The 20,210-nt window shown below is 60.1% G+C and carries 21 protein-coding genes; 6 read left to right on the top strand and 15 right to left on the bottom strand.

Going from position 1 to position 20,210, the window contains the following annotated elements:
• The 13 genes from NW833_RS09480 to NW833_RS09420 form a co-directional block, all read right to left on the bottom strand.
• A partial coding sequence (locus NW833_RS09480; RefSeq protein ID WP_414412312.1) for a TIGR04376 family protein occupies window positions 1–331 on the bottom strand: 331 nt, incomplete at its 3' end.
• A 112-nt stretch (window positions 332–443) separates the two neighbouring features.
• Window positions 444–1,199 carry an ABC transporter ATP-binding protein gene (locus NW833_RS09475; RefSeq protein ID WP_414393944.1) on the bottom strand — a complete coding sequence of 252 codons (756 nt, stop codon included), beginning with the start codon at window positions 1,197–1,199 and terminating at the stop codon, window positions 444–446.
• A gap of 59 nt (window positions 1,200–1,258) precedes the next feature.
• Window positions 1,259–3,019 carry an MBL fold metallo-hydrolase gene (locus NW833_RS09470; protein WP_414412311.1) on the bottom strand — a complete coding sequence of 587 codons (1,761 nt, stop codon included), beginning with the start codon at window positions 3,017–3,019 and terminating at the stop codon, window positions 1,259–1,261.
• A gap of 203 nt (window positions 3,020–3,222) precedes the next feature.
• Window positions 3,223–3,708 carry a hypothetical protein gene (locus tag NW833_RS09465; protein WP_414412310.1) on the bottom strand — a complete coding sequence of 162 codons (486 nt, stop codon included), beginning with the start codon at window positions 3,706–3,708 and terminating at the stop codon, window positions 3,223–3,225.
• 11 nt (window positions 3,709–3,719) lie between these two features.
• On the bottom strand, window positions 3,720–4,718 hold the full coding sequence (locus NW833_RS09460; RefSeq protein ID WP_414412309.1) for a hypothetical protein: 999 nt from the start codon (window positions 4,716–4,718) through the stop codon (window positions 3,720–3,722).
• Window positions 4,719–4,811: 93 nt separating this feature from the next.
• Window positions 4,812–5,075: a 50S ribosomal protein L27 gene (gene rpmA / locus NW833_RS09455; protein WP_414393939.1), complete on the bottom strand. Its 264-nt coding sequence runs from the start codon at window positions 5,073–5,075 to the stop codon at window positions 4,812–4,814.
• 38 nt (window positions 5,076–5,113) lie between these two features.
• Window positions 5,114–5,506 (bottom strand): 50S ribosomal protein L21, encoded by a 393-nt coding sequence (rplU, locus tag NW833_RS09450; protein ID WP_414406273.1) that lies wholly within the window; start codon window positions 5,504–5,506, stop codon window positions 5,114–5,116.
• A gap of 102 nt (window positions 5,507–5,608) precedes the next feature.
• Window positions 5,609–6,358: a photosystem reaction center subunit H gene (locus NW833_RS09445; RefSeq protein ID WP_414393935.1), complete on the bottom strand. Its 750-nt coding sequence runs from the start codon at window positions 6,356–6,358 to the stop codon at window positions 5,609–5,611.
• 61 nt (window positions 6,359–6,419) lie between these two features.
• On the bottom strand, window positions 6,420–6,701 hold the full coding sequence (locus NW833_RS09440) for a chaperone modulator CbpM (RefSeq protein ID WP_414393933.1): 282 nt from the start codon (window positions 6,699–6,701) through the stop codon (window positions 6,420–6,422).
• Window positions 6,698–7,630, bottom strand: a complete 933-nt coding sequence (locus NW833_RS09435; protein ID WP_414412308.1) for a DnaJ C-terminal domain-containing protein — start codon at window positions 7,628–7,630, stop codon at window positions 6,698–6,700. Before NW833_RS09435 ends, NW833_RS09440 begins: the two co-directional genes overlap by 4 nt.
• 154 nt (window positions 7,631–7,784) lie before the next feature.
• Window positions 7,785–8,546 carry a ChaB family protein gene (locus NW833_RS09430; protein ID WP_414412307.1) on the bottom strand — a complete coding sequence of 254 codons (762 nt, stop codon included), beginning with the start codon at window positions 8,544–8,546 and terminating at the stop codon, window positions 7,785–7,787.
• A 252-nt stretch (window positions 8,547–8,798) separates the two neighbouring features.
• Window positions 8,799–9,653, bottom strand: a complete 855-nt coding sequence (locus tag NW833_RS09425; RefSeq protein ID WP_414412306.1) for a M28 family peptidase — start codon at window positions 9,651–9,653, stop codon at window positions 8,799–8,801.
• Window positions 9,653–10,432 carry an HAD family hydrolase gene (locus NW833_RS09420; protein WP_414412314.1) on the bottom strand — a complete coding sequence of 260 codons (780 nt, stop codon included), beginning with the start codon at window positions 10,430–10,432 and terminating at the stop codon, window positions 9,653–9,655. Before NW833_RS09420 ends, NW833_RS09425 begins: the two co-directional genes overlap by 1 nt.
• Before the next feature lie 131 nt (window positions 10,433–10,563).
• Here NW833_RS09420 and lpdA point away from each other — a divergent pair, with 131 nt between their 5' ends.
• Window positions 10,564–11,946: a dihydrolipoyl dehydrogenase gene (lpdA, locus tag NW833_RS09415; protein ID WP_414412305.1), complete on the top strand. Its 1,383-nt coding sequence runs from the start codon at window positions 10,564–10,566 to the stop codon at window positions 11,944–11,946.
• Between the two features lie 71 nt (window positions 11,947–12,017).
• A complete protein-coding gene (locus NW833_RS09410; protein WP_414412304.1) occupies window positions 12,018–13,319 on the top strand; it encodes a class I SAM-dependent methyltransferase in 1,302 nt (433 codons plus the stop codon).
• A gap of 23 nt (window positions 13,320–13,342) precedes the next feature.
• On the opposite strand, the gene NW833_RS09405 is transcribed toward NW833_RS09410, so the two are convergent.
• Window positions 13,343–14,737: a TldD/PmbA family protein gene (locus tag NW833_RS09405; protein ID WP_414412303.1), complete on the bottom strand. Its 1,395-nt coding sequence runs from the start codon at window positions 14,735–14,737 to the stop codon at window positions 13,343–13,345.
• 24 nt (window positions 14,738–14,761) lie between these two features.
• Window positions 14,762–17,062: a 1,4-alpha-glucan branching protein GlgB gene (gene glgB / locus NW833_RS09400; RefSeq protein WP_414412302.1), complete on the bottom strand. Its 2,301-nt coding sequence runs from the start codon at window positions 17,060–17,062 to the stop codon at window positions 14,762–14,764.
• Between the two features lie 239 nt (window positions 17,063–17,301).
• Between glgB and tatA the strand changes: the two genes are divergently transcribed.
• The 4 genes from tatA to glgA all read left to right on the top strand — a co-directional run bounded on the left by tatA (window position 17,302) and on the right by glgA (window position 20,198).
• Complete coding sequence (gene tatA, locus NW833_RS09395; protein WP_414393919.1) at window positions 17,302–17,556, top strand: twin-arginine translocase TatA/TatE family subunit; 255 nt, start codon at window positions 17,302–17,304, stop codon at window positions 17,554–17,556.
• A 197-nt stretch (window positions 17,557–17,753) separates the two neighbouring features.
• Window positions 17,754–18,119 (top strand): NAD(P)H-quinone oxidoreductase subunit M, encoded by a 366-nt coding sequence (locus NW833_RS09390; RefSeq protein ID WP_414405972.1) that lies wholly within the window; start codon window positions 17,754–17,756, stop codon window positions 18,117–18,119.
• 42 nt (window positions 18,120–18,161) lie between these two features.
• Window positions 18,162–18,593 (top strand): DUF2996 domain-containing protein, encoded by a 432-nt coding sequence (locus NW833_RS09385; RefSeq protein WP_414412301.1) that lies wholly within the window; start codon window positions 18,162–18,164, stop codon window positions 18,591–18,593.
• A gap of 129 nt (window positions 18,594–18,722) precedes the next feature.
• The gene (gene glgA / locus NW833_RS09380; protein WP_414412300.1) at window positions 18,723–20,198 is read left to right on the top strand and encodes a glycogen synthase GlgA; all 1,476 of its coding nucleotides are present in this window, start codon (window positions 18,723–18,725) and stop codon (window positions 20,196–20,198) included.
• The last annotated feature ends 12 nt before the right edge of the window (window positions 20,199–20,210 follow it).

Here is a 20,210-nt window from a genome sequence, read left to right as displayed (position 1 = left end):
CCTCCAGAGCCTTCCCTTGGTTGAATAACCGGCTCCCTTGCTCCAAAAGCTCGGCTTCCCGTCGGCGCGCTCCCTCAGCCAGATCCGGGCGGTTGGCCCGTTCGGCCTTTTCGATGCGAAAGTGCCAGGTCTTGATTTCCTCTGCCAACTGGAGAATGCTGCGCTGGAGAGCTTGCCGCTGGGCAAGGCTTTCCTGGAGCAGCTGCCGAGTTTCTTCTTCTTGCTGGCGCAATTCCTCGGCAAGGAGCTGCAGCTCAATCTCCGGATGGGCTCTGAGGAATTCCTCTAGGCGGGTTTCCAAAAACCGGCTGATATCTTCAATGAGTCCCATAAGTTTGCTAGAGGCTCAGGGGATTGTGTTCAGACTAGCGCAAGCTAGCTAGTCCTAGAGAGGAGGAAGCCGGCCAGTCCTCAAGAGCCCAATTGTTCAGGCAGGTCCAGGTCTAGGGCAGCAAATGTCCATCGGCAACGTGGATGAGGCGCTGGGCGGCCCGCGCCACCTCTAGGTCATGGGTAACTACGACGAGAGTAATGCCCTGGCTGTGGAGCTCGGCAAAAAGGCTGAGCACTTCCTGGGCGGTGCGCCTGTCCAGGGCGCCAGTCGGCTCATCGGCCAAAAGCAGTTGTGGCCGGTTAACAATGGCGCGGGCAATCGCCACCCTCTGCTGCTGGCCGCCAGAGAGCTGGGCTGGGCGCTGGTGGAGTTTACTTCCCAAGCCCACTTGTTCTAGAGCCTGTTTAGCTCGCCGGCGCTGTTCTGACTCGGGGATCCCGGCATAGGCCAGGGGCAGCATCACGTTCTCCAGGGCGGTTAAGACGGGCAGGAGGTGAAACTGCTGGAAGACAAAGCCAATTTTTTGGTTGCGAATCCGGGCCAGCTCCCCATCCGGCAGGGCAGAGACTTCCACGCCGTCTAGCCAGTAGCGCCCCGAGCTAGGCCGATCCAAGCAGCCCATGAGGTTCATCAGGGTGGACTTGCCCGAGCCCGAGGGTCCCATGATGGCGCAATACTCTCCCGGCCAGATTGTCAGGTTGATGTCGTAGAGAGCCTGGAAACTGCCCTCTAGCAGCGGGTAGACTTTGTTAACCCCCACCATTTGCACCAAGGGCAGGCGGGTTGGGGCCAGGGTCTCGGCGGGACGCTCCAGGGATCCAACCGCCCCCTGGCGACGATCTGCCCAGGGTTGTTGCTCGAGCATGGTTGACACCGCAACTGGCCCCATTCTAGCCGGCTTTTGGGCGGCGACTGCCCTGGGCACTAGCCGGAAGAGCGGATCTCCCGCGGTTGGTGATAGGGGCAGCTCCCCTGGGGATCCACCCGGAGACGGTAGAGGGGGGAGCGCTCTTGATCGCAGCGAAGAACTTGGGTGTGGGCGGACAAGCTCTGGCGGGCAAAGCGGCAGCTCTGGCACCTCATGCCCCCGGCCGCGAAGACAGGGGCGGGTTTGGGGCGCGGCACAAGGCCAGAGGAGGGGGCAACCTCCGCCGGCCGGATCAGCTCTCGCGGCGAAAGGCCCCGCAGCACCAGTTCGGATCCCTGCCAGCGGGCCTCTACCAAGCCGGTCTCAGCCCAGGCGGCCCAGCGGGGATCCTCGGTAATCTGGGGGGGTAGGCGCACCTGAACCCCAGCCAAGGAGCGAGGCGAGCCCTGTTCCTGCCAGATCTCCTCCACCTCCCCCTCGTAGCGCACGCCGGGATCCCTGAGGAACTCGGACGGTTTGACCAAGGTTTGCAGACGGCTGTCGACCAGCTCCAGCCAATGGCCAGGCTGGGGGCAGTGGACATGGTAACGGTTGCACAGCTCGGGCAGATCCGCCAGCTCCTGCGCTTGCTGGGGGCTGGCGTGCACCAAAACCACATGTTGGGGGCGAAAGGTGTGGACGATCTGGGCAAGATGCCCAACATCGTTGTGGCTGTGCCAGGCCAACCACTCCACCCCAACGCGGGAGCGCAGCGGCGCTGGCCACTGCTCAAACGGCGTAGCCAGCTCCACTTCCGGCAGCCGCAGCAGCAGGCAGGAGCGCTGCGGTTGGGCCAACAGGCGTAACCAGATGGGCTCCCAGGCCTCCGGATCGGCATCGGCGTCGCACAGCAACAGGCCCTGGGGCAAGGGATCCACTGCCGTAAGGGGCTGCACCCGCGGCTGCAGGCGGTCTTCCCAGAACAAGGGCTGGTAGGTGGCAAAATTGCGCACGGGCTCCGGCAGGTAGGGGAGCAAGCGTTCGTAGAGATCGCAGCCTGCAGCTAGGCCTGGCGCCACCCACACCGTCAGCTCCTGGGAAGCTTGGGTAAAGCGGTGGTGAGCTTTGAGGAGGAAAATCAACTCCTGGCCCAACCCTAGCACTGGCAGCGGGAACAGCACCGTCTGCCCTGCCGCCAAGGCGCCAAGCAGGCGCTCCACCAGGCGGTTTTCCAGATGGCGACGGGGTGGATGGCGAGTAGAGCCCAGGGAGGCCTCGATGAGCAGCACATCCGGCTGCCAGTGGCGCAAGGCGCTCAGATCCAAGCCAGGGGCAAAGCGAGTTGAGGCCAGGGAACAGTCGCCAGTGTACAGGCAGGTTTGAGCTGGAGTAGTCTGGGTATTTTGCAACAGGGTTGCCGCTGCCCCCGGCAGGTGCCCGGCGGTAAAGAAGGTGAGCATCAAGTGAGGCAAGATCTCCCGCGCCTGGCCAAAAGGCAGCGCCCGAAAAGGAGGAAAGCGAATCTCCCGGTCGTAGTCTGGCCAGATGCCGCGCTCCCAGAGGCCGCTGGCCAAATGAGCCGTCACCGGGGTGGCGTAAATGGGCACCTGTGGGTAGCGGCGATAAAAGCCAGGTAGCCCCTGCACATGGTCAAAGTGGGCATGGCTGCAGATAACAGCATCGGGGATCCCTGGCAAAGCTTTGAGGAGAGCGGGAGCAGGCAAGCCACAATCGAGAAGCAAACGGTAGGATCCCATCTCCAGCCAGTAGGCACAGCCCTGCCGGCAGGGATCTGTGCCTAGGGGGAATAGTCGAAGGGGAGGTCTCTTTGACTCCACAGGTGCGTTGTCTTCGGTTGTCTTTTAGAAGAGCACGCTCAAGCTTTGCCAAACCCACGGAGGGCTTAGGTGGGGATCCCTGCTCTCCATCCGTCCATGGGGGCAGTCTCTGGCACTTCGCCCTATCGATAGCGCTATTGCTTCTCTAGTTCCAGCATAGCTTTTGGCCTCTGCCTGCCTCCAGCCAGCTAAGAGCTTCCACTTTAGGAGTTGGGGAGTGCATCTGAGATCTCTGCTGGCGCCGGGTTGCGGCTACCCAAGGCAAAGCCAGCAAAATCGTGGTCGTCCGGGCGCACCGTCAGGATCATCAGGTTGTAGAAGGCCCAGACCAGGCCAAACAGCAGCTCTAGCCAGGTTGGATCCCAGTTGCCAGCAAAGCGCAGGGATCCCACCCCCATTGCTGCTAGGGTCAACGCAATGGCCAAGGCCTGCGGGCCAAGAGAGAGTTGGGATGGCTGCTCGGGATAGGGAGGCACCCCCCGCATTGCCTGCACCAACGCCTGGATGGACTGGAAAAACTGGCTACCTGTCTGGCGTTCTGACTGCCACGCAGCCCCCCACCAAGAGGGAGGAAAGGCCAACAGCCAGCTGAGCCGCCCCAGCAGGGCATAGGGCAGAAACCAGGCAAAAAAAACCCTGTCAAAGGCCGGCACTGGCATCCAGCCCGTCCAGAGGAAGAGGATCGGCACCGCCAAATAAGCTAGCTCCGCCGCCCCTCCAGCGGCCCAGAGGGCCAGCCACAGGTACTGAAAGCGCTGCTGCTGGGTGGTCGGCTTGCCCCAGAAGGGATTTTCCCGCAAGGCCGAAAAAATGGCCAGCAGAGCCACGCGGCGGTTGCGCAAGGGCAACAAGGCACCAGTGACCTGGGCTTGGCGAGCCAGGTAGGACTGCCAGCCGCGACAGTGCATCTGACACCCCAACTGCACAGGACGGCGAATGTCGATGTGTGCGGGATCCCCTCCAGGGCCGCCCGCCGAATGAGACAGCCGGATCCCAATAGCGGCGCTGCCTGGTAGCCGTGGGATCCCACCGCCAGCAGTTGCTGCAGGGGGTGAACGGCCTGGGGCCGACCTAGGGTGCGCAGCATGGCCTGGACAAAGCCGGTTGAGTTGGCAATGGGGGCCCGCTCTGGAAAGTCGTAAAACAGAGGCAGAGTCTGCCACAAAAAGTCCGGCTCGACAAAATGGCCTGGCTGCAGCAGCAGCAGGTACTCTCCTTGCAGATGGCCGGATCCCAGCAGGTAGGCTAGCGGATCGGTCGTGGGGCTGGGGCAAGGCCAGTACTCGCAGGGGATGGCCTGCGCCACCTTGGCCATCTCCCTGTCTTCAACCCGATCCACAATGTGGACAAATAGCCGCTCCCAGGGGTAATCCAAGCGTAGGGCTGAGAGCACCGTCTGCCGAGTGGCCTCCAGAGAGTCCCGCTGACGTATGACCAGCACGTCCACCCGCGGCAGCTGAGAAAACGCCGGCTGCAGAACCTCGGGAGAGGGAAGGGTCTCGCTCGGCACCTGGGCGTAGCGGCTAAGGGTAAACCCCACTGCCGCCAGCCAGACATAGGCCTCCGCACCCCAAAACAAAAGGGATCCCAGATCGGTCAGCCCCTCGGTAATCCGCCAGTAAAGATAGGCCACCCCGGCAATGAGGTGCAGCAACCCCACCCAACGAAACAAATGCGCCCGCACCCCCCTCGATCTCACAGGCACTCTCCACATTGGGCACTGGGCCAAACTGGGATCCCTTCCCTTGCACAAGAGCAGGCTGGGGGACAGGTTGCTTGGAAAAATCGCTGCCTATTGCGCAGCCACGGGGTAAACGCTCACCTTCTGCCGCCGTTTGCCGTAGCGCTCAAAGGTAACAATGCCTGTAGCCACAGCAAACAAGGTGTCATCTCTACCAATGCGCACGTTCACCCCTGGGTGGAACTTGGTGCCCCGTTGCCTGACCAGGATATAGCCGGGATGAACCAGCTCGCCGCCAAAGCACTTCACACCCAACCGCTTGGAATTGGAGTCACGGCCGTTGCGGGTGCTGCCCGTTCCTTTTTTATGAGCCATAGCGCCTCCTATGCACCTGTGTTGCCGCTGAAAACTGTCTAGTTCTCCGCCGCAGGGATCCCTGGCTCTGGAGCAGGCTGCGAAGTTGCTGGGGCTGTGGCTAGTGGCGTCCCGTTCAGTTCGATGGACTCAATGAGCACACGGGTCAAGAGCTGACGATGGCCTCTTTTCCTGCGGGTTCCCTTCTTCGGCCTCATCTTGTAGACGATGATTTTGTTGCCCCGGCGGTGTTGCAAAACCCGTGCCCTCACCACCGCCTCGGGAATATAGGGACGCCCTAGGGTTACTTGTCCCTCGTGGTTGATCAACAAGACCTGGGAGAGGGCCAAAGAGCTGTTTTCCTCTGTGTCAGGCAGGTGATCGATGTCGTAAAAGCGCCCCGTCTCTACCCAAAGCTGCTTGCCACTGGTTTCCACAATCGCGTAGGTCATGCCTTTTCCTTGCCGTACAGGTGCCCCTGCGGGTCTTAAAACCTGATCCGAGCATTGACAGCAACTTACAATCCTAGCGGAAAAACTTGCTTCCTGTCAGCTTCATTCGGTCAGCTTTTCCCAAGCGGCCTGGAGGGCAGCTTGCATGCGCTGGGCAGCCCGTTTAAGGCGCTGCTGCCAGCTTTCCCATTTTTGCTGTAGGAACTCTGCCGCTTCATCCAGCAGGGAAAGGTCGAACTTGCCCCCTTTGGCCAGCTCGTCCCGCACTTGCTTGACCTTGACGCGCACTACCTCGGGCGGATCCTGCGGGCTGACTAGGGCTTTGAGGCGATCCCCCATGCGCTGGATGAGCTGCTTGACTTGGCGAGACTTTTCGCTCCAAAAGTTCTTTAGGCCCTCGGCCTCCGATTGGAGTCGCTGGGGAGCATCTTCCTTGACTACCACCGCGTCCACGTCGATGGCCTCTACGTCCTCAGGCAGGAGAACGGCGCGCCCCCCCCAAGGCTCGGCAATGCTGCCACCCAGAATATAAGCGGCAATCGCTCCAGTCTCCCAGTCAAAGAGAAAATCCTCAATCCAGCCGACCTCTCGATTCCCAATGCGCACTGTGCGACGGTAAAGAGAGCTGATGGGGGTTAGGGGGGTATCAAAAACGGTAGAGTAGGTCAGCAGCGCGTCTGGCCCGATGAGAGAGATTTGCTCCAAGGGGGTGTATCCCTGCTGGCTGGTGAAGTAGCAGACCCGTCCCTGCCCATCAACCCAGACTTCCTCGACAGTGCCCAGAGCTGTGGCAGTGCTGCCATCTATGGCCAGCAGGCCCACCACTTGGCTGCGTCGGACGATTTGTTCCATACAGAAGTTCTCCTGAAGTTGACAAGCAGCGGGGTTCAAGGGGGCTAAAGCCTTGGGCTGCTTAGCCTCCACGGTAGTAGTGTAGCTGCGCCCTGAGGCGGGCAATTTCCTGGGCCATGTCCAAAACCATGGCCGCCCCGACCCAGTTCAGGCCCAAGTCGCGATGCAGGCGGGTCATCTGGATTAAGCGCCGCAGTTGCTGGGGGTTGAGGTAGCAGCTTTCGGCTTCCACCAGGCCTTGCCCGAGCAACCACTCCAGCAGGTGAGGAGGGATCCCGGCTACTTCACTTGCCTGCTCGAAGGTATAGAGCCGTTCTTCTACCCGCACAATGGCCAGGCTCATAGACTCACCTCCTGCAGCCGGGCGCGGGGATCCCAGCTTCGATTTTGCCGCAGTTTTTCGTAGAGATCCCGCTCAGTTGGGGAAAGGGATTTGGGCGTGACGACCTTCAGCCGCACCAGCAGGTCGCTCCGATGGCCTTGGGGATCCCGCCAACCTTGGCCGCGCAGCCGCAGGGTTTGGCCGCTATCCACGCCGGCAGGGATCTTCAGTTGCACCCGACCGGTGGGGGTGGGCACTTCCGCCGTGCCGCCTAAAACCGCCTCGTCAGGGGTGATGGGCAGCTCGCAAACCAGGTTGTCGCCCTCGAAGCGGAAGAAGGGGTGGGGAGGCAGCTCCAGGGTGAGGTAGAGATCTCCTCTTGGGCCGCCAAAGGGGCTATATTGACCCTTGCCCTTGACGCGGAGGCGGCTGCCCGGTTTGGCGCCGGGGGGGATGCGGATGGTGAGGGTTTCGCCGTCCACGCTTAGCCGCTTTTGGGTGCCGTGGAAAGCTTCTGCCCAGCTGAGACCCAGCGTGCCCTCCACATCCTGCCCCGGCAGATCCACCGAGACGAACGGCCCAAACCCGGTGGTGAAGCCCTGAAAGCCGCCGCGGCGGGATCCCATGCGGCCCAGCAGCTCGTTGATGAAGTCCTCAAAGGTGGCGTACTGGGCAAATCCCTCCATGCCCGGCCCCGCTGCCGCACCAGTGCCTACTCGCTGCCAGTACTGGCCAAACTGGTCGTAGCGCCGCCGCTTGTCTGGATCGGAGAGCACCTCGTAGGCTTCGTTGATTTCCTTGAAGCGCTCCTCGGCTGCTTTGTTGCCGGGGTTCACGTCGGGGTGATACTGGCGAGCCAGCTTGCGATAGGCGCGCTTGATTTCCTCGGCAGAGGCATCTCTGCTGACGCCCAGGATCTTGTAGTAATCCTTGAAGTCACTCGCAGCCATAGGCTCACCCCTGCAAGGTTAGGTTAGAGTTTTTCGGGCTATTCTCAGGATATAAGGTTGCAGCTAAAAAAATTGGAGCAGACCCAGAACACGTACAGGCAGAGCGGCGAGATGGCGCTTTACTGTGCTCTTGCTACTTCGGAAACTTTTTGGGCTAGGTCTTGCGTTTGGAGAAGATCCCTTTCTCATCTCGTGTGAAAATTTGCTTGACCTTTTCCCAAGCTTTGAGGAGTGCATGGGTGGAGTTATTGCCCTCTTGTTTGGCTTGGTTGTAGGCTTCCACAAAGGTTTGCTGCGCTTCTTCCGAGAGGTCAGCGCGGATTTCCGGCGAGATGCTCTCTGGGGTTAAGTCTCCCTCTGGCTCACCGGGCAAGTTCAAGTCGGCAATGGAAACTTCCTCTCCGCCAGCACTCTGCAGCAGCAAGTAAATTTCGCCCGACTTCTCTTCCGGTACTTGCACCACCAACAAGAACTCGCCCGCCTGTACCCGGGTTTGGTAGATGGCGGCTTTCTCCTGCGGCATACCCAAGGCAATCAGGGCGGATCCCAGGCCCGCTCCCAGTGCTCCGTACAAAGCGCCGCCCGTTGCCCCCAACAAAGCGGCTCCCAGAGGCCCAGCAGCCACCACTGCCCCCAAAAAGGGAATGAACAGCACCCCCACGCCAGTGAGCAGCCCCAGCAGGGATCCGAACAGGGATCCATAGATGGCCCCATTGGTCAGACCGTCCAGAACCACCTCTTTGCGGGTGATAAACCCGGTAATTTTGGCTTCGGTTTGAAAGTTGCGGCCAATAATGGAGATGCGATCGTTGGGAATGCCACGGTTCAAAAGCCGCTGGATACACTCTTGCACCTTGCGCTCTTCTTTGAAAGCGGCGGAAACACACTTTTTGGGAGCTTGGGCAAAAGCGCTCATACGCAATCTCCTACTGAGTTTTACAGTGCCAAGGCAGGTTTTTTAACCTTTTCCCTGCTACTACTCTCGTCATACTACTATCGTCTCCCCTCTTCAGCAAAGGACTCGGTCGCAGAATCGCGAACCCCCTGGAGAAATCTCCGTACCGAGGATGCCAACTCTACCCTTACCCCCAGCCTCCTTCCAGAGAGAGGGGAGTTGGGATTCAACGCACGCTACTTGCTGCCGGAATGACTGGGGGGTTTGGAAGAGCTACAGCAAGCGGATCCCGGCCATCAAGCCCTGGCAGACCCCCGTCAGGAAATCTGGATCTAGGGTTTCCAAGGTATCGCTCAGCTTGTGGTAGTGAGGGTTGCGCAAGAAAGCGGTGTCGGTAACCATAACGGCGGCGTAGCCCGCATCCCAAAAGGGGGAGTGATCGCTCAGGCGAGTGGCAGGTAGGATTAGGCCCCGCTGCCCGGCCAACAACCAACAGCAAGGGATCCCCGCTTTTTGAAAATCACGCTGCAGCTTGAGCAGATCCCCCCAGGTGGGCCAGTTGCCAATAAGGCCAATGTAATCTCCCCGGTTGGGGTAGAGCTTCTCAAGGCCAGCGGGGTAGCGTTGGGATCCGGGGGTGGGATCCCGGTAGCCCAGCATCTCCAGAGAGAGCATTAGCCGCAGGGGCTGGCGCTGCTGTTTAAGAAAGCGGGCGTAGGCTCTGCTGCCTATCATCCCCCGCTCTTCCAGGTCGAAGGCCACCAGCCACAGGGGGGAAGGGGCAGGGTTGGCGGCAAAATGGCGGGCCAATTCCAGCAACACCGCTATGCCGCTGGCGTTGTCGTCGGCTCCAGGGGTTGCCGGGGCAGCGTCAAAGTGGGCTCCCACCAGGATAGGCGGCCGACCCGGGCGGGATCCGGGCAACTTCAAGATCCAGTTGCAGTGCTGGCGGCCGTTGGCCTCAAAGGGGAAAGGCTCCACCGGGCCGCACTCGGAAAGCTGTTTTTGGATATACTGCTCCACCTGCCGGTGGCCCAAAGGCGACCAGTCGGGATCGCGGGGCTGGGCTACCTGGCGGAGATGGGCTTCTAGGCGCCGCTGCAGGTCTTCGCTCCCCACCTCCGGCATCAGTTTTCTACCTCAGAGTGGATGGCTTGGGCGTGAACCTGGCGGGCCAGCTCCAGGCTGAAGTAACTGTGGGATCCTGCCGTTCCCGCCAACACTTGAAAAGGCAGATCAGGCTCTCCCAAATGATCCAGCACCAAAGCTGCCCCAGAAAAATCCTGATCTCGAGTGTAATCGTTAACCGTCACCACGGTGGGGACACCTGCCTGCTGTGCCGAGCGCAGCCCGTTCTCGGAGTCCTCAAAGGCCAGACACTCCTGGGGATCTAGGCCCATCCGCTCCAAGGTGTAGAAGTAGATGTCCGGAGCTGGCTTCTTGGCGGGAACCACATCGCCGGCAGCGATGACTTCAAACCAGCTTAGGCTCTCCGGCAGGGTCTGCTCCAAGAGGGCCGTCACGTTTTCGGGCGTGGTGGTGGTGGCGATGGCCAGACGGATCCCAGCGGCCCTGGCCTCCTGCAAGAGGCGCTTGACGCCGGGGCGCAAAGGGATCCCTCCTTGGGCCAACAAAGCTGTGTAGTGGCGGGTTTTAGCCTGGTGCAGCCGAGCTATCAGGGCCGTCAGGTCTTCCTCGGCAGGCAGTGGCGGCTGGCAGGTCTCGATGAAGTGGCGAATGCGCTCTTTGCCGCCTGTGATAGCCAGGAGCTGGCCGTAGAGCTCCACCGACCAGTGCCAGTCCAACCCTGCCTCAGCAAAGGCCGCGTTAAAGGCCACGCGGTGCCCATCCCGCTCTGTATCTGCCAGCGTGCCATCCACGTCGAAAATCAAAGCTTGCAGTTCCATGCGCATCCCCCGTTCCCATCCGGCCAGCCTCTGGCCAACGGGACAAGCCACCCTATGCTAGATCCTCTCAGCCGGTTCCTAGGAAGGCCGACAAGATGAGAGAATGAAGCACCGGTTATCTAAGTCTCGCCATGAGCTTTGACTTTGACTTGATCATCATCGGTGCTGGCGTTGGCGGCCACGGCGCGGCGTTGCATGCCGTCGAGTCCGGCCTGAAAACCGCCATCGTCGAGTGCGCCGAAATGGGCGGCACCTGCATCAACCGCGGCTGCATCCCCTCCAAGGCGCTGCTGGCCGCCTCAGGACGCCTGCGGGAACTGCAAAACAGCTCCCAGCTAGGGCTGCAGGTGGGATCCGTCCAGGCTGACCGGGGAGCGATTGCCGCCCACGCCACCCAAGTAGTGGAGAAGATCCGCGCCGACATGACCCGCTCGCTGGAAAAGCTAGGGGTAACGATCCTGCGGGGACGGGGCAGGCTGGCAGGGCCGCAAACGGTCGAAGTGCAGGGGGAAGGAGGATCCCAGACCTACACAGCGCGGGACATTATCTTGGCTACGGGTTCTCGACCCCTCGTGCCGCCGGGGATCAAGGTGGATGGCCGCACGGTGTTTACCAGCGACGAGGCGGTACGGCTGGAGTGGATCCCGGAGCGGCTGGCCATCATCGGCAGCGGCTACATTGGACAGGAGTTTGCCGACGTCTACACGGCGCTGGGATCCCAGGTCATCCTCATCGAAGCCCTGGAGACCCTGATGCCAGCCTTTGACCCCGACATTGCCCGCCTGGCCCAGCGGGTGCTGATCAAACCCAGGCAAATCCAGACCTACGTGGGGATCACGGCCAAGCAGGTGATCCCTGGCCAGCCAGTAACGATTCACCTCTCCAACGGTGAGACGCTGCAGGTGGATGGTTGTCTAGTGGCCGCCGGGCGGATCCCGGTCTCAGAGGAACTGGGCCTGGCAGAGCTAGGGGTGGAGTTAGACAAGCGCGGCTTTGTGCCGGTGGATAGCCGCATGGCCACGGAGTTGCCCCACCTGTGGGCCATTGGCGACGTGACGGGCAAGATGATGTTGGCCCACGCGGCAGCAGCCCAGGGGAGGGTGGCGGTGGAAAACATCTGTGGCCGCCCTGCTTACATGGATTACCTGAGCATCCCGGCAGCAGTGTTCACCCACCCCGAGATGGGCCTTGTGGGGCTAACCGAGCCCCAAGCCAAAGCCGAGGGCTATAGCGTAGGCACGGTGCGCACCTACTTTGGCGGCAACTCCAAGGCCATTGCCTCTGGCGAGACTGAGGGCATGGTGAAGCTGGTCTTCGACAAGGAGACGGGGCTTTTGCTGGGATCCCACATCTTTGGTCCCCACGCAGCGGATCTCATCCACGAGGCGGCCCAGGCCATTGCCCGCCGCGCCACGGTGCAAGAACTGGCTCGCCTGGTGCATGTTCACCCCACCCTGGCAGAGACGCTGGAAGAAGCTTACCGGCGAGCTGCCCACAGCTTGGCAGTGGCCTAGCCAGCAGGTTTCCCCTCCAGCCCTTGAGAAAGCCATAGGATTGGGAGGGAAGTACGCAGGAGGAAGTCCTCTTGGTTACGGAAGCCGAGATTACACGGGCAGTGCAAGCCCAGTACGAAACCTTCCCCTATCCCCCTATTCCTTACGACCAGCCCTTTGAGGGCTTTTCCAGCCTGGGCAGCTATACCTTGGCCCAATACGCCCGCACCCGCACCTTGCAAGAGCCCACTGGGGCCAGGTTTTTGGTGGCCGGCTGCGGCACTGGTTGGGAGATGCACGTCATCGCCGCCAGCAACCCCGGATATGGCGCCGTGGTAGGGATCGACCTCAGCCGCCCAGCTCTGGAAATTGCCCAGAAGCGGATCAAGTACCACGGCCTGCGCAACTGCTCGGTGCATTATGGGGATCTCATGGATCCCTCCACCTGGCCGGAGGGAAGCTTTGACATGATCAGCTCCTACGGGGTAATCCACCACACCGCCGATCCCGTCAAGGCCCTAAAGAACTTGGCCTCGCGCCTGGCTCCCGACGGGGTGATGGCCCTGATGCTCTACAACCGCTCAGGCCGTTGGCATGTCTACCGCATTCGCCGTGCTTTGGAGCTGCTGGGGATTACTCCACCGGCCACCCGGGAAAAGATCGAATTTGTGCGGCAACTGCTGAAGGCAGCTCATCCCAACTCCCTTTTGGCCAAGCACGCCAAGGCCCATGAGGAATACTACCTAGCAGACGAGAACATCGTCGACAACTTCTTCCACGCCAACGACATTCCTTTTGACATCGGCGAAATCCCCGACCTTCTGGCCCAGGCGGGCTTGGAGTTTATCGATGTAGCCCCCTACTTGGACTACTGGAACGCCAAGCCTTTAATTGCTGCTACTCACACCGAGTTCCATCGCCGCTACGAGGCCCTTTCTCGCCTCGACCAGCTACGAGTTATCGAGTATCTGGAGCCTCTTTACCACACGCAAAATCTCTTTTGGTGCTGCCATCAGGGCAAAAAGGTGGCCAGTTGGGATCCTTTTACCCCTGAGTTTTTCCAAAGCTCCCGTTGGCAGCTCAACCCCCTCTTTGTCCAGCACGGCAAAGTGCGCTACTGGGATCAAACCATCCCCTTTTCGGATCTGCTGGGCAAGGTGGATCCGGCCCAGATCGCGGCTCAAAAAATGGACATCTTCTGGTCCATTGCTCGCATTCCCGGCAAGATGATCGCCTCCAGCCGCTACCAGGTGGTGGAGCTGTTGTTGCCCCTAGCCAAGCAAGCTCGTTCTGGCGCCGAGATCTTGGCCGACCACGCCGAGAGAGCCGAGCACGTCCTTCGCCTCTTTCGGGAGTGGGAGGCGGATCGGCTAGTGCTGCGAGTTGCTCCCTAACTAACTCCCCCCTACCCAAGGAGCTACGAGGCGGGCTGGCGGCCACCCACAATGGCGCGGCAGCGAATGTAGGGCCCGCCGGCATCCACCTTGGCTGGCTGGCCCTTGCCGCAGTGGCCGGATCCGAGATCCCAAAGGAAATCTCGCGACACAGCATCCACCGACTGCAACACCTCAAAGGCATTGCCGGTGATGGTGACTCCCCGCAATAGCTCCGCCAGCTTGCCATTGCGAATGCGGTAGGCCCGCTCCACGCCAAACATGAACTCGCCCGTGGAGTCCGCTTGCCCGTTTCTGGCTCCATCCAGGAAGTAGCCGTCGGGGGTGCTAGCAAGGATCTCTTCTAGCGTCTGGGATCCCGGCTCAAGGTAGGTGTTGCGCATGCGGATGAGCGGCTCGTCGGCGTACTCCCAGGCGCGGGCATTGCCGGTGGGCTCGACGCCGAAGTGGGCGGCAGTCTCCCGGTTGTGCAGGTAGCTCACCAAAATGCCATTCTGGATGATGGTAGTGGTTTGGGTGGGAACACCTTCATCGTCCACGGGCAGCGTTCCCCCTGCCCCCGGCATAAATTCAGAACGGCCAGAGTCCTTGAGAGTAACCAGTTCGCTGGCCACCCGCTGCCCTAGCTTGCCAGCCGCCACCGAGCCCGCGAGGACGAAATCGGCCTCGACCGTGTGGCCAATGGCTTCATGCACCAGCAGTCCCACGATGGAAGGAGAGAGGATGACGGTGGCCCATCCCCCCTCGGCATAGCCTGCAGAGAGGAGATCCACTGCCGTGGCAGCCGCCTTCTCCGCCATCTGTAAGGGATCCGTCCGAAAAAGGCAGTCCCACCCCCCCGTCACGCCAATGGACTCCGTGCCGCTGCTGAGTTGGCCATTGGCCTCAGCCACCGCCTGCACCCGCAATTCGGGGCGCACCAGCCGGAAGGCTACATCCGCCCCATCGGTGGTGACGATGGCTTTCTCCTCGTAGATCTCGTTGTAGGTGCAACTGGCGGAGGTGATGCGAGTGGAGGACTTGCGCGCCTGGGCTTCTGTTTCCAAAGCCAATTGAATCTTCGCCTCGAGCGGCTTGTTGACCACTTCCTCCACCCCGGGCTCGCAGAACTCCCCCTGGGCTAGTTGGACGCGGGGCAAAGTCTTCAGCTTCTGCTTGCGGCAGTTGGCGCTGGCGCGGGCCGCTTGCTGGGCCTCGGCAATGGCCTTGCGAATGGCTGCGGGTGAGAGATCCCCGGTGGCGGCAAAGCCCCAGGTGCCGTCTTCTAGCACCCGTACCCCCACCCCCGAGCGCCGCCGAACTGCCGTGCGCTCAATGCGGCCCTTTTCCGCCGTGACACTGCGAAAGACTTTGCTGTGGTAGCGCAGCTCCACAAAGCCGGAGTAATCCCGGAGGATGTCGCGCAGGAGATCTCGCATGGCAATGAGCAGGGAAGGCCGTACTCAATCCAGCATAGCTTTGTTTTCGGCGGAGTCCTCCGGCTGCCACTTCAGCACCAAGGTAGAAAGGGGGGGCAGGCAGAGATCAAGAGAGTAGGGCAGGTTGTGGTAGGGCCAGTCCTCTGTCCACTTGCCTCCTAGGTTGCCAACGCCGCTGCCCCAGAACTCCACCGCGTCGCTGTTGAGGAGCTCCCGGTAAAACCCCCGCTCCGGCACCCCAATGCGGTAGTTTGGCCAGACCACGGGGGTGAAGTTGCAGACCACCACCAGCCACTCCTTGGGATCCTCCCCATAGCGGATGAAAGAGATAATGCCCCGATGGTCGCTGCAGTCGATCCAGCGGAAGCCTTCTGGCTTGGTGTCTTGGGTGTAGAGAGCCGGTTGCGAGCGCAGCAGCTGGTTGAGAGTGGCTACGTAGTGGCGCAGCTTGGCGTGGGGCTCATACTGCAGCAGCTCCCAGTCTAGATCTGCCCAAACATTCCACTCGTTCCACTGGCCAAACTCCATGCTCATGAACAGGGTTTTCTTGCCAGGGTGAGTGAACATGTAGCCGTAGAGAGCCCGCAAGCTGGCGAACTTGTGCCACAGATCCCCCGGCATTTTGCCCAGCATGTGGCTTTTGCCGTGTACCACCTCATCGTGGGAAAAAGCCAGCATGTAATTTTCGCTAAAGGCATACATGAGGCTAAAGGTTACCAGGTTGTGGTGGAACTGGCGAAACCAGGGATCCATGCGGAAATAATCCAGCATGTCGTGCATCCAGCCCATGTTCCACTTCAGGTTAAAGCCCAGACCGCCCACGTGAGTTGGCCAGGTCACCATTGGCCAGGCAGTCGATTCCTCAGCAATGGAAAGAACACCAGGGTAGTACTTGAAAATAAGGGTATTGAGCTGACGGAAAAAGTCGATGGCCTCTAGGTGTTCCCGACCGCCGTAGCAATTGGGGATCCATTCCTTGCGGTCGTAATCCAGATAGAGCATCGAGGCCACTGCATCCACCCGAATGCCGTCAACGTGGTATTTGTCAAACCAAAAGAGGGCGTTGGCCACCAGATAGTTGCGCACCTCGTTGCGGCCGTAATTGAAAACTAAGGTGCCCCAGCCTTTGTGTTCGCCCTTGCGGGGGTCGGCATATTCGTAGAGGTGGGTACCGTCAAAAAAGGCCAGCCCATGCCCATCTTTGGGGAAATGCCCCGGCACCCAATCGACAATGACGCCGATCCCTTCCTGGTGGGCGCGATCGACAAAGTACATAAAGTCCTGCGGGGAGCCGTAGCGGGAGGTTACCGCGTAGTAGCCAATAACCTGGTAGCCCCAGGAGCCGTCGAAGGGGTGCTCGGCCACGGGTAAGAGCTCGATGTGGGTAAAGCCCATCTCCTTGACGTAGGGGATGAGTTTGTCCGCCAGCTCCCGGTAGGTGAGAAAGCGGGTGTTGGGCTTGCGCTCCACTGGCACCAGGTGGCCATCGGCGGGCGGGTCTTCGGTGGAGGCGTGCATCCAGGATCCCAGGTGGACCTCGTACACCGAAATGGGGGAGCGCAGCGGGTCGGTGGCAGCCCGTTTTTCCATCCACTCCTGGTCATGCCAGGTGTAGGTGTTGAGGTCAACCACAATGGAGCCGGTTTTGGGGCGCACCTCCTGTTGGAAGCCGTAGGGATCCGACTTTTCGTAGATGTCCCCCCAGGGGGCCTTCACCTCGTACTTGTAGATGGTTCCTGGCCCAAGGCCGGGGATAAACAGGACCCAGATGCCGCTTTCGTCTAGGCGCTTCATCTGGTGCTGGCGCCCATCCCAGTGGTTGAAGTCGCCAATAACGCTGACGTTGCGGGCATTGGGAGCCCAGACGGCAAAGTGCACTCCCTGAACCCCGTCCACGCTTATGGGGTGAGCGCCCAACTTCTCGTAGATGCGGTGGTGGTTGCCCTCGTTGAAGAGGTGGCGATCCAGCTCGCCGATGTGGTTGACCTTCTCCGGCGGAAAGCGATACGGATCCTCCCATTCTTCCAGGTGTTGGCCCTCCGGATTCCAAACCCGCTGCGCTCGCAAAAAGTAGTCCGGCAGGGGGGTTCCTGGCTCGAAGCGCAGCTCAAACAGGGTTTCTGGATGCAGCGGCTGCATGGGGTGGGCCTGCCCAGTGGCACGTTCCACCAGCCAAACCTGCCGCGCGTTAGGCACCAAGGCACGCACCAGCCAGAAGGACACCTCCCCCTGCTCTATCTGCTGTGGCCCCAAAACAGCATAGGGATCCTGCCATTGGTTGGTAACAAACTGAACCACTTGCTCGGCAGACAGGAGAAAGCCCATGGCAACCCCCAGCAGACCCTTGATCTCAGTCTAACGACGGCTGGCTACCGCTCTAGCTCGAGCGTCCCCGCTAGGAGTTCTCCAGCTTGCCTTGACATTATCCTCCTCGAGGACCAGCTCCCAAGAAAGCAGGAGCCAAGCGCTTTCTCCTGGAAGGGAGAACTTGCTAGAGTGAGACGGGCAATCCCTTTCCAAGCTGGGTTGGTCAGCCTGTTCTGTTTTTCAGGTTCTGAGGATTTATGGCTATCCTGCTGTTGAGCAAACCTATCCTGGCTGTTAGCATCTTTGGCATGGGCCTGCCAGAGCTGGCGGTGATTGGGCTGATCGCAGTGGTGGTGTTTGGCCCCAAGAAGCTGCCAGAGTTGGGCAGCGCCCTTGGCAAAGCCTTGCGCAGCTTTAAGGAAGAGATGAATAACCCCAGCCGTGAGGAGGAGTCTCCTGCCAGCGCCGAGAAGCCAAAGGCAGAGAAGGTGCCTGAAAAGGATGCCGCCTAGGTATGACCTATCCGCATCGATGGCTGTCTTTGTAGCTGGCTGATCCCCCCTTGGACGTCGAAGTCCCTGCCTGCCCTACCTGCACTCTAGGGATCCCCCTTCTTCCCCTCCATTGGCGGCGGGGATCCAGGTGTCCCACACGCCTCTAGGAGTGATACCCTGAGGAAAAGTGTAGGATTACAACCGGAGCGACCGCCATGCTCAAGTGCACCACCCGCCACGTTCACATCTTTGCTGGCGAGGTAACGGCGGACAACCGCTTGGTGCCCCGCGACGATGTGCTGACCCTCGATGTGGATCCCGATAACGAGCTAGTCTGGAACGACGCTGCTCTGCAGAAGGTCTATGCCCGCTTCGAGGAATTGGTGGAGGAGTACCGAGGCCGGGATCTGACGGAGTACAACCTACGGCGCATCGGATCTGAGCTGGAGCACTTCATCCGCTCCCTGCTTCGGCAAGGGGAGATTGCCTACAACCTGCAAGGGCGCACCCTCAACTACAGCCTAGGCTTTCCCCAGATCCCTGCGGAAAAAGTTGTGGATCAGTACATTCCCAAAAGCTAGCTTCTTTCCCCTTCCCCATTAGCTGTTATCGGAGTCCAGCCCATGTCTGGAGAACCTACCCCCGCCCAGGAGACTACCGCCGAAGTCGCCAAGCCTGCTGAGGAAGCAACCCGCCCTCCCAAGGCTGCTGCAAAAAAACCCGCCAAAGAAGTCAAAGAAGAAAAACCCTTCGAGCAACTGATTACAGAAGAGGTGATCCCGGCGGCCATTGCCGCTTTTCAAAAACGCGGCGTCCATGATTTGCAGTTGCGCCTGGAAGGCAAGACGCTGATTGGCTCCTTTGCCGGCGGCCAGAAGCAGTTTAGCGTCCTCTTTGCCGAGGGATCCCTAAACGGCCGTAAGTTCTTCCGCTGCACTACTGCAGGATCTCCGGCCAGCACCCTCGAGTCTTTTATGATCGACGAGCGCCGCGTCGATGTGCCCTTGTTTGTGTTCTACTTGGTGCAGCGCCTCTACGCCCAGCAGTGGTATTGAGGGAGCCCCTGGCCAACCCTGTGGATCCCGCCAGCGGGATCCTTTTTTAGCCTTGCGGGAGATGTGCTCACAAGGGGGGAGGGATTATTTTGTGAAGAAAGGTAAGGCGATGCTGCGGGGGATTGCAGAATGTACATCGTGCAGATTGCGTCGGAATGTGCCCCAGTCATCAAGGCAGGTGGGCTGGGGGATGTGGTGTACGGCCTCAGCCGGGAGCTAGAAGTGCGGGGGCACTGCGTCGAGCTGATTCTGCCCAAATACGACGTCATGCGCTACGACCAAATCTGGGGCCTGCACGACGCCTACCGCGACCTCTGGGTGCCCTGGTATGGCGGGGCTATTCACTGCTCGGTGTACTGCGGCTGGGTGCATGGCCGCCTTTGCTTTTTCATTGAGCCCCACTCCAGCGATAACTTTTTTAACCGCGGCTGCTACTACGGCTGCCCAGATGACAACATGCGCTTTGCCTTTTTCAGCAAGGCTGCCCTGGAGTTTCTCCTCAAAAGCAACAAGCGCCCCGACATCATCCATTGTCACGACTGGCAGACAGGCCTGGTGCCGGTGCTGCTGTTTGAGATTTACAAGTACCACGGCATGGAAAACCAGCGGGTGTGCTACACCATTCACAACTTTAAGCATCAGGGCTTTGGGGGGCCGGAAATTCTGTGGTCCACGGGACTCAATCGCGAGCCCTATTACTTCCACTACGACCGCCTGCGCGATAACTTCAACCCTTTTGTCCTCAACTTTATGAAAGGGGGGATTGTCTTTTCCAACTTTGTAACAACAGTCTCACCCACCCACGCCCTGGAAGCACGATTTGGCGACTACGGCTATGGGCTGGGACACACGCTCTACTTGCACCAGCACAAGTTTCGCGGCATTTTAAACGGAGTTGACTACGACATTTGGAACCCCGAGATTGACCGTTTTATCCCTTTTCAATACACTGCACAGACTTTAGAAAACAAGGCCAAAAACAAGAAAGCCCTGCGGGAGCGGCTATGGCTACGCGATGTTGACAAGCCTATTGTGGCCTATATCGGGCGGCTAGATGAGCAAAAGGGCGTACATCTGGTGCATCATGCCATCTATCGCTCCTTGTTTAAAAATGCTCAGTTTGTCCTGCTGGGATCCGCCACCGAGCCAGGAATTGGCGCCTGGTTTGCCCATGAGAAACGCTATCTCAACGACAACCCCGATGTTCACATCGAGTTAGCTTTCAACGAAGAGCTCTCCCACCTCATCTATGCGGGGGCAGATATCCTCGTGGTGCCCAGCCACTACGAACCCTGCGGACTGACGCAGATGATTGGCTTAAAGTACGGCACAGTGCCCGTGGTGAGAGGGGTGGGCGGCCTGGCGGATACGGTTTTCGACCGCGACTACGACACTCGCAAATTGCCGGAGCAACGCAATGGCTACGTGTTCTACCACACAGATCACGCGGCTCTGGAGTCGGCGCTGGATCGGGCCATTGACCTGTGGTACACCGCTCCCGACCAGTTTCGCCAGCTGCAAATCCAGGGCATGAGCTACGACTACTCCTGGAACTACCCCGGCAAAGAATACCTAGAGATCTACGAGTTCATTCGTCACCGCTGATCCAGCCAGCGA

The organism is Synechococcus sp. O70.1 (genome assembly GCF_047462215.1).
Taxonomy (GTDB): Bacteria; Cyanobacteriota; Cyanobacteriia; order Thermostichales; family Thermostichaceae; genus Thermostichus.
Note: the sequence above shows the minus strand (reverse complement) of the source record. Positions and strands in the feature narration are given on the sequence as shown.